This window comes from Mongoliimonas terrestris (assembly GCF_001927285.1).
In the GTDB taxonomy this organism is placed as follows: Bacteria; Pseudomonadota; Alphaproteobacteria; order Rhizobiales; family Pleomorphomonadaceae; genus Chthonobacter; species Chthonobacter terrestris.
In genome coordinates this window covers 48,268-61,977 of sequence record NZ_MSIG01000003.1, presented here as the reverse complement: position 1 = coordinate 61,977, position 13,710 = coordinate 48,268, and the positions used below count along the sequence as shown (strand labels likewise).

The 13,710-nt window shown below is 70.5% G+C and carries 11 protein-coding genes; 6 read left to right on the top strand and 5 right to left on the bottom strand.

The genetic code is table 11. The annotated features are described in order from the left end of the window. Window positions 1-69: 69 nt before the first annotated feature. The 5 genes from BUQ68_RS04925 to BUQ68_RS04905 all read right to left on the bottom strand — a co-directional run bounded on the left by BUQ68_RS04925 (window position 70) and on the right by BUQ68_RS04905 (window position 4,074). Window positions 70-1,236 (bottom strand): isovaleryl-CoA dehydrogenase, encoded by a 1,167-nt coding sequence (locus BUQ68_RS04925; protein ID WP_075214843.1) that lies wholly within the window; start codon window positions 1,234-1,236, stop codon window positions 70-72. Between the two features lie 146 nt (window positions 1,237-1,382). Next, window positions 1,383-2,315, bottom strand: a complete 933-nt coding sequence (locus BUQ68_RS04920; protein ID WP_075214842.1) for a phosphatidate cytidylyltransferase — start codon at window positions 2,313-2,315, stop codon at window positions 1,383-1,385. Continuing rightward, a complete protein-coding gene (locus BUQ68_RS04915) occupies window positions 2,312-3,001 on the bottom strand; it encodes a lysophospholipid acyltransferase family protein (protein ID WP_075214841.1) in 690 nt (229 codons plus the stop codon). The genes BUQ68_RS04920 and BUQ68_RS04915 overlap by 4 nt, the downstream gene beginning before the upstream one ends. Next, complete coding sequence (locus BUQ68_RS04910) at window positions 2,998-3,606, bottom strand: CDP-alcohol phosphatidyltransferase family protein (protein ID WP_075214840.1); 609 nt, start codon at window positions 3,604-3,606, stop codon at window positions 2,998-3,000. Before BUQ68_RS04910 ends, BUQ68_RS04915 begins: the two co-directional genes overlap by 4 nt. Window positions 3,607-3,774: 168 nt before the next feature. After that, entirely contained in the window at window positions 3,775-4,074 is a 300-nt protein-coding gene (locus BUQ68_RS04905) for a hypothetical protein (RefSeq protein WP_075214839.1), read from the bottom strand. Between the two features lie 162 nt (window positions 4,075-4,236). On the opposite strand from BUQ68_RS04905, the gene BUQ68_RS04900 reads away from it, so the two are divergent. From BUQ68_RS04900 to BUQ68_RS04875, 6 genes are all read left to right on the top strand, one after another. Further along, window positions 4,237-5,019: a response regulator gene (locus BUQ68_RS04900; protein WP_075214838.1), complete on the top strand. Its 783-nt coding sequence runs from the start codon at window positions 4,237-4,239 to the stop codon at window positions 5,017-5,019. After that, window positions 5,016-7,106: a hybrid sensor histidine kinase/response regulator gene (locus BUQ68_RS04895; RefSeq protein WP_083656301.1), complete on the top strand. Its 2,091-nt coding sequence runs from the start codon at window positions 5,016-5,018 to the stop codon at window positions 7,104-7,106. Before BUQ68_RS04900 ends, BUQ68_RS04895 begins: the two co-directional genes overlap by 4 nt. Before the next feature lie 177 nt (window positions 7,107-7,283). Beyond that, window positions 7,284-8,714 (top strand): ATPase domain-containing protein, encoded by a 1,431-nt coding sequence (locus BUQ68_RS04890; protein WP_075214837.1) that lies wholly within the window; start codon window positions 7,284-7,286, stop codon window positions 8,712-8,714. 30 nt (window positions 8,715-8,744) lie between these two features. Then, window positions 8,745-9,113, top strand: coding sequence for a response regulator (locus BUQ68_RS04885; RefSeq protein ID WP_075214836.1), 369 nt, complete (start codon window positions 8,745-8,747; stop codon window positions 9,111-9,113). A 143-nt stretch (window positions 9,114-9,256) separates the two neighbouring features. Continuing rightward, the gene (locus BUQ68_RS24425; RefSeq protein ID WP_075214835.1) at window positions 9,257-12,187 is read left to right on the top strand and encodes a bifunctional diguanylate cyclase/phosphodiesterase; all 2,931 of its coding nucleotides are present in this window, start codon (window positions 9,257-9,259) and stop codon (window positions 12,185-12,187) included. A 36-nt stretch (window positions 12,188-12,223) separates the two neighbouring features. Beyond that, window positions 12,224-13,693: a sensor domain-containing diguanylate cyclase gene (locus BUQ68_RS04875; protein ID WP_075214834.1), complete on the top strand. Its 1,470-nt coding sequence runs from the start codon at window positions 12,224-12,226 to the stop codon at window positions 13,691-13,693. The last annotated feature ends 17 nt before the right edge of the window (window positions 13,694-13,710 follow it).

The window sequence follows — 13,710 nt, the reverse complement described above, 5'->3', positions numbered from 1 at the left end:
CGCGGCCGGCCGTGGGCGGTCTCGATCGATCTCGATCAGGCACGGTCGGCCCCCGCAATCGGGGCGCCGTCAGGCCGTGCGGGCGAACAGCTCCCGTCCGATCAACATGCGGCGGATCTCGCTCGTTCCGGCGCCGATCTCGTAGAGCTTGGCGTCGCGCAGCAGCCGCCCGGTCGCGTAGTCGTTGATGTAGCCGTTGCCGCCGAGAAGCTGGATGGCGTCGAGCGCCATCTTCGTTCCCGCCTCGGCGGCGTAGAGGATGGCGCCGGCCGCGTCCTCGCGGGTGACGGCGCCCCGGTCGCAGGCCCTCGCCACGCTGTACACATAGGCGCGCGCCGCGTTCAGCGACACGTACATGTCGGCGAGCTTGGCCTGCACGAGCTGGAAGGTGCCGATCGGCGCGCCGAACTGCCGCCGCTCGTGCACATAGGGCAGCACCACGTCGAGCGCCGCCTGCATCAGGCCGAGCGGCCCGCCGGCGAGCACCGCCCGCTCGTAGTCGAGCCCGGACATCAGCACCTTGACGCCGCCGTTCACCGGCCCGAGCACGTTCTCCTCCGGCACGGCGCAGCCGTCGAACACCAGTTCGCCGGTCTCCGAGCCGCGCATGCCAAGCTTGTCGAGCTTCTGGGCGACCGAGAAGCCCGCCATGCCGCGTTCCACCAGGAAGGCCGTGATGCCCTTCGGCCCGGCCGCCGGATCGGTCTTGGCATAGACCACCAGCACGTCGGCGGACGGGCCGTTGGTGATCCACATCTTGGTGCCGTGGAGCACATATTCATCGCCGCGCTTCTCGGCCTTCAGCGCCATCGCCACCACGTCGGAGCCGGCCCCCGCCTCCGACATGGCGAGCGCGCCGAGGTGCTGGCCGCCGATCAGCTTCGGCAGGAAGCGGCGCTTCTGCGCGTCCGTCCCCCAGCGGCGGATCTGGTTGACGCAGAGGTTGGAATGGGCGCCGTAGGAGAGGCCGACCGAGCCGGACGCCCGCGACACCTCCTCCATCGCCACCACGTGCTCCAGATAGCCGAGCCCGGCGCCGCCCCACTCCTCCTCCACGGTGATGCCGTGCAGCCCGAGCGCCCCCATGGCGGGCCAGATTTCCCGCGGGAAGCGGTCCTCCCGGTCGATGTCCGCGGCGAGCGGCGCGATCGTGTCGGCCGCGAAGGCGCGCACGCTGTCGCGCAGCATGTCGGCGGTCTCGCCGAGGCCGAAGTCGAGCCCGGTCTGAAGGGCCATCAGCGTCCTCCCGAAGGTCGCCGGCGGCGCCTCTTCCGGGTGCCGTCCGTTCCAACGAGTGTCCAGCCGATTCCGCTCGGAATCAATCGATCGTTCGTTTTTATTTCAGGGTCATTCCCGACCGAAAATGTCGCCGGACGACCGTTTCACGATCCATAACGTACCAGATGGAAGAAGATGGGCGCGGCGAAGACCACGCTGTCCAGCCGGTCCAGCATGCCGCCGTGCCCCTCGATCATCCGACCCCAGTCCTTGACGCCCCGGTCGCGCTTGATGGCCGACATGACGAGCCCGCCGAAGAAGCCCATCAGCGTGATGACGAGCGCCATGAAGGCCGCCTCCAGGGGCGAGAAGGGCGTGATCCACCAGAGGCCCGCACCGATGGCGACCGCGCTCGCCACGCCGCCCACCAGCCCCTCCCAGGTCTTCGACGGCGACAGGCTCGGCGCCACCTTGCGCCGGCCGAGGAGCTTGCCCCACACGTACTGCAGCACGTCGCTGATCTGCACGACGATCACCAGGAAGGCGATCAGCAGGAGTTCGCGCCCGTCGAAGCCGGCGATCTCCAGGGTGAGGAGCGCCGGCACGTGGCTGAGGCAGAAGACGCAGATCATCAGCCCCCACTGGATCTCCGCCACCCGTTCCATGAAGTCGCGGGTGTCGCCGCGCACCGCCACCACGATGGGCAGGAGCAGGAAGACCCAGACCGGCACGAAGATGGAGTAGAGCCCGTACCACTCGATCCAGATCAGGTAGTACTGCACCGGCAGCACCACGAAGAAGCTGAGGCTGAGCGCCAGATGGTCGGTTCGCCGGGTGTCCGTGAGGGTCAGGAACTCCCGGAGCGCCGCGAAGGACGCGAAGGCGAAGAGCAGGATCACCCCTGCCTTGCCGGCAAGGAAGGCGAGCCCGATCGCCGCCACCATCACCCACCAGGCCTTGATGCGGGCGTTGAGGTTCTCGATCGCCGGGTTGGGCGTGTCGCCGGCCCGCCAGGCGAGCACCGCCCCGATGAGCGAGGCGACCACGAGCACGGCGCCGATGCCGGCAAAGAGGGTGAGCGTCGGATCATCCGTCATGGGGTGTTGGCCGGCCGGGTCGGAGAGAGGGTCGGGCGCGCGGCGCGGGCCGCCGTCGCCGGCGGGGCGAGTGCCAGCAGCGCCGCCTCGGCCCGGGCGAGGAAGGCCGCCTTGGTCTCGCCCGGCTCCAGCCGGAGCGGCGCGCCGAAGGTCACCGTGCAGAGAAGCGGCACGGGGAGGAACGCGCCCTTCGGCATCACCCGGTTGAGGTTCTCGATCCACACCGGCACCAGGTCCGCATCCGGGCGCTGGGCCGCCACATGGAAGAGCCCCGCCTTGAAGGGCAGGAGCGGCGCCTCGGTCATGTTGCGCGTGCCCTCCGGAAAGAGGATGAGCGACGACCCGTCGTCGACGGCGGCGGTCATCCGCCCGACCGGATCGGCGCTGCGGGCGGCGCGGCCGCGCTCGATCAGCACCGCGTCGAACACGTCGCGGCCGAGGAAGCGGCGCACGCGGTCCTTCTGCCAGTAGTCCGCGCCGGCCACCGGCCGGGTGCGGCGGCGAAGGGCCGGCGGCAGCACGGTCCAGATCAGCACGAAGTCGCCGTGGCTGGCGTGGTTGGCGAAGTAGACCCGCGGGCCCGGCGCCGGCAGCACGCCGACCCAGTTGGGCCGGACGCCGGTGACCACGCGGGCGAAGGCCGTGACCGCCACGGCCGCCACCTTGGCGACGAGCCGGCGCGTCATCGGCCGCCCCCCTCGGCAAGGCCCGCCCGCACCCGCCGCACGACGGTGGCGACGAGGCCGAGGGCGATCAGCGGCATCAGGAGGCCCGCCCAGTCGGCGAGCGGCAGACCGAGGCCGATCCAGAGGGCGAGCGCCCCGAACATGAGCGCCCGGTCGCTCTTGCCCACCGGCCCGTCGTAGCGCCGCGACGCGCCGACCGTCTGGCCGAGCACGCCGGCCACCTCGGTGATCACGGCCAGCACCGCGACCGCCGCCACCCACGCCCCGTCGAACACCGCGACGGTGGCGAAGGGCAGGACCAGCGCGGCGTCGGAAATGACGTCGCCGAGTTCGTTGAGATAGGCGCCGAGCCGGCTCTTCTGCCCGAACTCGCGCGCCAGCATGCCGTCGATGGCGTTGAGCGCCATCCTCAGAAACAGCCACACCGGCAACGCCAGAAAGGCGGCCGGGGCTGGCTGGACGAGGGTGACGGCCAACCCCACGGCGACGGAACCGGCCGCCGCTAGGAGGGTGATCTGGTTGGCCGTCACCCCGCCGGACGCAAGACGCCCCACGATCGGACGCAAGAGATCCTGGAACCGAGGCTTCAAGGCGTAGAGCGTCATGAAGGAAGAAATCCTTTGCGGGCCGGGCAGCGGCCCAGAACGATGCAAGAAGAATTATGTCTCGGCAGAACCATGCCTTGGAAAAAAGAAGGATGCGTTGAAAAGGCGATCGTCATCAAAGACCCGCGAGGCCGCCGCGCGGCGGTCTCGCCTGGCGGTGACCGCCGGTCAGCCGCCCGAAAGCGCGACCAGCGCGGAAGCGTCGTCGCCGATGCGCGTCTCCACCGTGACGAAGCGCACGTCGGCGACCGGGCGGCCGTCCGCCGCGGTCAGGCAGACGCCCGGGCGGTAGGGCCAGGGCGCCGTGCGGCACACCGACCGCTCCACCGGCCGGTCGCCGCGCGGGCTGACGCCGACGACGGGCGCCGGGTCGGGAGTTGCCGGCGAGACCGGCATCATGCCGCCGACGAGGGTGCCGATGGCGACGATGGAGACCGCAATGGCCAGTTGGCGAAACAAGGAGCGCATGGCTGAAATCCGTTGCCTGAAGAAAGGATGCGTCCTTCTAGGCGCGCCAGGTTTCAGCTGTTTGCCGAATGGGGGACTGTTCTGTTTCAATTGTTTCAATGAAAGGGGACAAAGCCGCGGACACTTGATAGCATGCGCGCCGCATCGAACAGGATTGGCGGCATGAGGGCCGAGACGCCGGCAAGGGCTGATGACGGGGCGGCGGCGCGCGCGGCCGGCGACGCCGCGTCCGTGCACGTGCTCGTGGTGGACGACGACCCGGACGTGCGCGACCTCGTCCGCGACTATCTCCTCCGCCACGGGTTCGCCGTCACCACCGCCGACGGCGCCCTCGCCATGCGGGCCGTGCTCGCCGTCCGCCCGGTGCACGTGGTGATCCTCGACCTGAAGATGCCCGGCGAGGACGGCCTCAGCATCGCCCGGTCGCTGCGCCAGTCCGGTCCGATCGGCATCATCATGCTGACCGCCAGCGCCGAGACCGTCGACCGGGTGGTGGGCCTGGAGCTCGGCGCCGACGACTACATGGCCAAGCCCTTCGACCCGCGCGAGCTGCTCGCGCGGCTGCGCAGCCTCGTCCGGCGGCTCGCGGTCGCCGACGGCGGGGCGCCGCAGGCCCGGCACGGCCAGGAGGTGCGGTTCGGCCGCCTCGTCCTCAACCTGGAGGCCCAGCGGCTCTACACCCTCGCCGGTGAGGAGGTGCCGCTGACCGCCATGGAGTTCGACCTCCTGAAGGCGTTCGCCGAGCGGCCGAACCGGGTGCTCAGCCGCGACCTTCTCCTCACCATCGCGCACAACCGCGACGCGGAGGCGTTCGACCGCTCCATCGACATCCGCATCATGCGCCTGCGCCGCAAGATCGAGGACGACCCGGAGAAGCCGCGGGTGATCCGCACCGTGCGCGGCGCCGGCTACCTGTTCGATCCGGCCGCCGCGGGGGCCGCATGAACACCAGCGCGGGCCTGCCGCCCCCCGCCCGTCCCGGCCCGGCCGGCGAGGGCGGCGACGACACGCTCGCCGCCGGCATCGCCGACGTGGTGCGGCTCCTGCGCTCCAGCCGGTCTTGGACCGCCCGCATGGACGAGGTGCTTGCCGGGCTCGGGCGGCGGCTGAAGGTCAGCCGGGTGTATCTCTTCCAGATCCACGAGCTGCCCGGCGCCGGCCTCGGCCAGACCTGCCGGTTCGACTGGGCGGCGCCCGGCCTCGCCCCGCTCTCCAGCGACCCGCGCAACGTGGACGAGGCCGTGTCGGTCGACCCGGTGTTCGCCGACTGGACGGCCCGGCGCCGGCGCGGCGAGACCATCATGGGCCACACCCGCGACCTCACCGGATATCTGCGCGCCGATTTCGAGCATCAGCGCATCCTCTCCTTCCTCTCCATCCCCATCATGGTCAACGGCGCCTGGTGGGGCCACATCGGTTTCGACGACTGCGAGCGCGAGCGCGTCTGGACCGCCGGCGAACGCTCCGTCCTCGACAGCGTCGCCTACCTGATCGGCAGCGCCATCGAGCTCTCCGGCTCCAGCCTGGTGATGAGCGAGGCGAGCCGGCTCGCAATGCTGAAGGCCGCGCTCGACGCCATTGTGGTGATCGACGAGGAGAGCTGCGTCCTGGAGTTCAACCCGGCCGCCGAGGCCCTGTTCGGCCACCGGCGGGAAGACATCCTCGGCACCTCGCTCGCCGACGCCATCGTGCCGCCGGAGATGCGCGACGCCCACGCGACCGGCTTCCGCCGCTACCTCGCCGGCGGGTCGTCGCGCATCCTCGGCCGGCGGGTGGAGATGGAGGCGATGACCCGCACGGGCACGCGCATTCCCATCGAGCTCACCGTCACGGAGATCCGGCCCGACCAGCGGCGTCTGTTCGTCGCCTTCGTGCGCGACCTCACCGAGCGCAAGGCCGCCGAGGCGGAGGTCGCCCGCCAGCGCAACGCCCTCCACCAGAGCGAGAAGATGTCGGCGCTCGGCTCGCTTCTCGCCGGCATCGCCCACGAGCTCAACAACCCGCTCTCGGTGGTGGTGGGCCGCGCCATCATGCTGGAGGAGGACTGCGCCGACGACCGCCAGCGCGACCAGATCCGCCGCCTGCGCGAAGCGGCGGAGCGCTGCGGGCGCATCGCCCAGACCTTCCTGAAGATGGCCCGCCACAACCCGGTGGCGCGCCGGCCGGTGGATCTTGCCGAGCCCATCCGCAACGCCCTCGACATGGTGGCCTACGCCGCCCGCTCCAGCGGCGTCGCCGTGGCGACCGAGATAGCGCCCGACCTGCCGGCCGTCGACGCGGATCCGGACCAGCTCGTCCAGGTCCTCGTCAACCTCGCCATCAACGCCATCCAGGCCATGGGCGCCGGCGACGGCGAGCGGCGCCTGACGGTCCGCGCCCTCCGCGGGCCCGCCCCCGGCGAGGTCGGGGTCCTGGTGCTCGACACCGGCCCCGGCATCCCGGACGCCGTCATGCCGCGCATCTTCGAACCCTTCTTCACCACCAAGGCGGTCGGCAACGGCACGGGCGTCGGCCTTGCGGTCAGCCACGCCATGATCGCCGCCCACGGCGGCAGCCTGACCGCCGGGAACCGGCCGGAGGGCGGCGCCTGGTTCCGTGTCGCCCTGCCGGAAGCCGCGGCCGGAGACGCGCCGGCCCCGGAGACGGCGGCTCCGCCGCCGCGTCCCGCCGAAGCGCCCGAAACCACGCAAGGGGGCCGCCACGTCCTCGTGGTGGACGACGAGCCGGAGGTGGCGGACCTTTTGCGCGACATCCTGGAGCGGGCCGGCCACCGGGTGGTGGTCGCCGACAACGGCGCGACCGGCCTTGCCCGCGCGGCCGAAGCCGCCTTCGACGCGGTGTTCTGCGACCTGCGCATGCCCGTGATGGACGGCCGCCGCTTCCGCGCGGCGCTCGCGGCAAGCCAGCCGGCGCTGGCCGCCCGGGTGGTCTTCGTCACCGGCGATCACCTCGGCGACCACGGCGACCTCCAGGATTCGCCGATGATCGAGAAGCCCTTCCGGGCCGCGGACGTGCTCGCCGCGCTCCGCTGACGCGGCCGCGGCCTTGCCCGCACCGGCCCCGCTGCGACCGGGCGCCGGCGTCTCGCCTGACGCCGCTCCACCACGCCACCGCGGGCCGGGCCGACCACGCCATCGGCGATTCCCTGTTTTCAACCCATTCTACATGCAATATTCACACACTGTGGAGTTCGTCGGGGGAGCAGAGGTGTGAAGCAGCTGGACCGTCTTCTCAGCGGCGTGAAAGGCCTGGATGAGATCCTGCACGGCGGGCTGGTCGCCGGTGCCTCCTACATCATCCAGGGTCGGCCCGGGTCGGGCAAGACGATCCTGGCCAACCAGATCGCCTTCCACCATGCCCGCCAGGGCGGCCGCGTCCTCGTCGCCACCTTGCTGTCGGAAAGCCACGAGCGGCTCCTGCAGTTCATGTCCACCCTCTCCTTCTTCGAGGGCGAGCGGGTCGGCGCCGAGATCAGCTACGTCAGCGCCTTCGACACCCTGGAGGAGGAAGGCCTCGACGGCGTCGTCACCCTGATCCGCCGCGAGATCACACGTCACGCGGCGACGGTCCTGATCGTCGACGGCCTTCTGACGGCGCGGTCGCGGGCGGAGAACCAGATCGACACCAAGCGCTTCATCGCCGAACTCCAGGGCCACGCCGCCTTCGCCGGCTGCACTGTGCTTTTCCTCACCAGCGCCCGGATCGACGACAGCAGCCCGGAGCACACCATGGTGGACGGCGTCGTGGAACTCGCCGAGCACATGGTCGGCGTCCGGTCCATGCGCCGCCTGCAGCTGAAGAAGACGCGCGGCACTGGTGCCATCGGCGGATACCACGACTTCGAGATCACCGACGACGGCCTCGTCGTGCACCCGCGGCTTGAGACCATCCTGGCCGATCCGACGCTGGAGGACCGACCGAGGCGCGACCGGATCTCGTCCGGCGTCCCCGACCTCGACCGGGTGATGGGCGGCGGCCTCGCCCTGTCGTCGTCCTCCTTGCTGATCGGCCCGTCCGGCAGCGGCAAGACGTCGCTCTCGCTCGCCTTCGCGGCCGAGGCGAGCCGCCAGGAACCGAGCTGCTTCCTCGGCTTTTTCGAGAATGCCTCCCGCCTGGAGATGAAGGGCGCCGCGCTCGGCCTCGACATCGAGGGGCTACGCGGCGCCGGCGTGCTCCACATGGAGTGGGTGTCGCCCGGCGAGAAGCTGATCGACGCCATCGCGGCCCGCCTGCTGCAGACGATCCGCCGCAACGGCATCCGCCGGCTGGTCATCGACAGCATCGGCGGGCTCGCCCGCCGGTGTCCCGACGAGGACCGCATGACGGGCTTTTTCGCCGCCCTCTTTCAGGAGTTGCGGGCGCTCGACGTCACCACGCTCGCCGTGTGGGAGACCGCCGACATGGTGGGCACGCCGTCGCGGGCGCCGGCCCCGTCCATTGCCAGCATCATGGATAACTTGTTACTGATGCGCTTCCAGGAGAGAGGCGCTGAACTGAAAAGGGTTTTGTCAGTTCTAAAGGTCAGGGACAGCAGCTACGACGCGACGGCTCAAGAGTTCGTCATATCCGACACCGGCATGCATCTCACGCCAGCGTTCGGGTTCGGGCAGGTCCAGACCACCGACCTGCCGAGGGTCTGACCTCGTCATCGTTCAGGCAGGATCCGACATATGACGACAATCCTGGTGGCCGACGACGAGTTCCTGATAGCCGACGTGCTTGCCTTCGCGCTCGAGGACGAAGGCTACACGGTCCTGACCGCCAGCAATGGCCGCAAGGCTCTCGAGGCACTGGACGCCCAGCCGGTCGACCTCGTCATCACCGATTTCATGATGCCGGTGATGAACGGGCTGGAGCTCGCCACCGCCATCCGTGCCCGGCACAACGGGCCCATGCCGATCATCCTGATGAGCGGCGCGCAGGCGGAGATCGCCCGCGGACGCGCCGATCTCTTCACCGCCGTGTTCGACAAGCCCTTCCTGATCGATCTGGTCGTGGCCAAGGTCAAGGCGCTGATCGGTCCGCCCGCGCCGCACTGATCCCGCTTCGCCGCTCGCCCGACCGGGCCAGGACACGCACCGCACGCCCGACCGCTCCCCTCCCGCCGAACGCGGCCGGACGTTTACCTGCGCCCAACACATTTCTCATACTTTAAATGCTGCGCTCACAAGCTGGCGGCTGCATGCGTTCGATCGGCACCAAGACATCGATCCTGATCTCGCTCGTCCTCATGGCGAGCCTGATCGTCGTCATCGGTGCCGCCGCGTGGTTCACCGCCGAGACCACCCGTCGCCTCACCGACCGGGAGATGTTCACGAGTGCCGAGCACAACGCCGAGAAGGTGCGCGCCCTGATCGGCCGCGCCCGGATGGTGGCGCGCGGTCTTGCCGCCGTCGCGGAGGCGCAGATCACGACCGGGCGGCCGGATCGCTGGCAGCTCATGGAGAACCTGCGCATCGCGCTGGAGGGTGAGCGCGGCCTCTTCGGCACCTGGATGGTGTTCGCGCCGGACGCCCTCGACGGGCGGGATTTCCTTTATCGCGGCCGACCGGGCCACGATCGGAACGGCCTCATCAACTACTACTACATCCGCCGCGACGGCGCGGCCCGTCTCAACCTCTACGACCCGACCACCGACCAGGCGGACCAGTTGGCGCGCGACTGGTTCCGGGTGCCGGCCGAATCGGGCCGGGAATCCGTCATCGAGCCCTACCTGGAGACCTTCGACGGCGCCCAGGGCGATTTCACCGTCATGATGACCTCCGCCGCCGTGCCGATCGCCGGGCCGGATGGCCGGGTGATCGGCGTCGCCGGTGCCGACCTCACGCTGAAAGAGGTGCAGCGGCTGGTCGGCCCCCTCCACGGCGCCGGCGGCGGCTGGACGGCCGTGGTGTCCGCGGGCGGCCGGGTGGTCGCCCATGTGGATCCCGACCACGTGGGCAAGCCGGCCGCTGAGGCGGGCTTCTCGCCGACGCTGCTCGCCGCCGTGGCCGAGGGCCGGGTCCACCACGAGACGGCCATGGGCGCCGACGGCCCGGAGATCCGCATCGCCACGCCGGTTACCTTCGGCGGCGAGGGCCTCGCCTGGAGCGTGGTCACCACCGTGCCCGAGGCGATCCTCGACGAGAACAGCCGCGCCCTCTGGCGCGGTCTCGCCATGCTCGGCGTCATCCTGCTGGTCGGCGCCGGCACGGTCGGCCTGATCGCCGGCCAGGCGGTGGCGGCGCCGATCCGGCAGATGACCACCGTCATGGAGGAGATCGTCGGCGGCAACCTCGACGCGCCGGTGCCCAGCATCGACCGCGCCGACGAGATCGGCGGCATGGCGCGGGCGCTCACCACCTTCCGCGACCAGGCCCGGGAGCGCGCGCGCCTGGAAGCCACCATGGTGGACCTGAAGACCCACAACCAGGCGGTGGAAGCGCTCAACGCGGAGTTCCAGCGGCAGAACGAGCGCTTCGACGCGGCGCTCCGCAACATGTCGCAAGGGCTCCTGATGCTGGACGCCTCGCTCACCGTCACCGTCTGCAACGCCCAGCTCTGCAAGCTCTACGGTATGTCCGAACGTGTGGTGCGGCCGGGCGTCACCATGCGCACGCTCCTGGAGCACTACGCCGACGTGGTCGGCTACACCCCGGCGGAGCGCGCCCGGCACATCGCCGGCAGCCTCGCCCGGTTCGCCAGCCGCAAACCGTCGGTCGTCCACCAGACCAAGCCGGACGGGCGGATCATCTCGGTCAGCTACCAGCCCATGGCCGACGGCGGCTGGGTCAACACCTACGAGGACGTCACCGAGCGGCGGAAGGCCGAGGAGCGCGTCGCCTATCTGGCCCGCCACGACACCCTCACGGGGCTGCCCAACCGGTCCCTCTGCCGCGAGCGGGTGGAGGAGGCGCTCGAGGCGCTGACCATGACGAGAAGCAGCTTCGCCGTCCTCTACCTCGACCTCGACCGCTTCAAGCCCATCAACGACACCCTCGGCCACCACGCCGGCGACGCGGTCCTCTGCGGCGTGGCGGAGCGGCTCCTGAAGCTGATCGGCCCGGGCGACATGGTGGCGCGCCTCGGCGGCGACGAGTTCGCCATCCTCAGCGAGACCGCCAGCACGCCGGAGCTTGCCGCAGACCTCGCCCGCCGGGTGATCACCGCGGTGGGCGAGCCCTTCCTGATCGGCGCCTACCAGGCCGGCGTGGAGACGAGCGTCGGCATCGCCCTCGCGCCCGCCGACGGCGAGGACGCGGACGTGCTCTTCAAGGCCGCCGACCTCGCGCTCTACCGGGCCAAGGCCGACGGCCGCGGCGTCCATCGCTTCTTCGAGCCGTCCATGGGCGCCGCCATCCGCCGCCGCCGGCTCCTGGAGGCGGAACTCTCCGCGGCCATCGGCACCAGCCAGCTGGAGCTGCACTACCAGCCCATCATCGACCTCTCCACCGGCCGCACCACCGCCTACGAGGCGCTTCTGCGCTGGGTCCACCCGCGCCAGGGCGCCATCTCGCCCGCCGAGTTCATCCCGGTCGCCGAGGAGAGCGGGCTCATCTACACCCTCGGCACCTGGGTGCTGGAGCAGGCCTGCCGCGACGCCGCCGGCTGGCCGGACGACATCCTGGTCGCCGTCAACCTCTCGCCCGCCCAGTTCCTCGGCGGCGACATCACCGCCTCCGTGCGCGCCGCCCTCGACCTTGCCGGCCTGCCGCCGGAACGGCTGGAGCTGGAGATCACCGAAAGCGTGCTCCTGCGCGACAGCGAGACCACCACCCGCGTGCTGGAGGACTTCGACGCTCTCGGCATCTCGATCGCCATGGACGACTTCGGCACCGGCTATTCCAGCCTCGGCTATCTGCGCCGCTTCCCGTTCGACGTGATCAAGATCGACCAGTCCTTCGTCCGCGACCTCGCCACCAGCGCCGACTGCCGCGCCATCGTGACGGCCATCGTCGGGCTCGGCTTCAGCCTCGGCATCGACACCACCGCGGAGGGCGTGGAGACCGAGGAACAGCTCATCCTCCTCAAGGCGCTCGGCTGCACCAAGGCCCAGGGCTATGCCATCGGCCGGCCGCGCCCGCTCTCCGCCATCGCCTTCGATCAGCCCGCCATCGCCGCCCGCACCGGCTGAGCAAGCCTGATCGCCGTCTCCCAGGAAGTCTAAAACATGTCCGCATCATTCATTCCATTCGACGACGCCCTCATGTTCGAAGCGGCGCCGCTCTCCCTCTGGCTGGAGGACTACAGCGGCGTCCGCGCGCAGCTGGAGGCCTGGCGCGCCGCTGGCGTCGCGGATCTGAAGACCTTCCTCGCCGAGGATCCGGCCCGCGCCGCGGCCTGCTCGGCCCGCATCCGGGTCCTGAAGGTCAACGCCCGCACGCTGGCGCTCTTCGAGGCGGAGACCGCGGGCCAGTTGATCGACAATCTCGACCGCGTCTTCCGCAACGACATGTTCGACACCTTCGCGGACGAGCTGGTGCAGCTCTACGAGGGCGGCCGCACCTTCGTCAGCACCTCGGTGAACTATGGCCTGCGCGGCCGGCGCATCGACATCCGCCTCAACGGCACCATCCTGCCCGGCCACGAGGACAGCTGGGATCGGGTGCTGGTGGCCATCGAGGACGTCACTGAGCGGGAGGTCGCCCGCCGGGCCCTGGAGGCGAGCCGCACCCACGCGCGCGGCCTCTTCGAGCATTCGCCGGTGTCGCTCTGGGTGGAGGACTTCAGCCGCATCAAGGCGCTCCTCGACCAGGTGCGGGCCAAGGGCATCGTCGACTTCCGCGTCTTCACCGACGTGCACCCGGAGTTCGTGGAGCGCTGCATGAGCGAGATCCGCGTTCTCGACGTCAACGCCCAGACCCTCGCGCTCTTCGCCGCCCCGGACAAGGCCACCCTCCTCGCCCGCCTCGGCGAGGTGTTTCGCGACGGCATGCGGGCGCCCTTCCGCGAGCAGCTGAACGACCTGTGGAACGGCAAGCTCTTCCAGCACCGGGAGGTGCTCAACTACAGCCTCAACGGCGAGGAGGTCCACGTCCTCTTGCAGTTCTCCGTGCTGCCCGGCCACGAGCACGACTGGAGCCGCGTCCAGGTGGCGCTGACCGACATCACGGCGCGCAAGCGCGCGGAGGCCTACCTGGAATTCCTCGGCAAGCACGACGAGCTCACCAAGCTCTACAACCGTTCCTTCTACGGCGACGAGCTCAACCGCATCGAGCGGAAGGCGAGCCTGCCGGCGACCGTGGTGGTGGCCGACCTCAACGGCCTGAAGGCCGCCAACGACCAGTGGGGCCACGGGGTCGGCGACGGCCTTCTGCGTCGGGTCGGCGAGGTGCTGAACCAGGCCGTGGTGGCGCCGGCCACCGCCGCCCGCATCGGCGGCGACGAGTTCGCCATCCTGATGCCCAACACGCCGGACGCCGGCGGCGCCGCCATGATGGAGCGGATCGAGGCCCTGGTGGAGGTCAACAACACCTTCTACCCGGGCATGCCGCTCAGCCTCTCCATGGGCGCCGCCACCAGCCGGCCGGGCGAGCGCCTCGAGGCCGTCGTCAAGCGCGCCGACCTTGCCATGTACGACGCCAAGCGGGCCTACTATCGGCACGCCGACACCGACCGCCGCATCGCCCGATCCGGCTGACCGGACCCTGTCCGGCT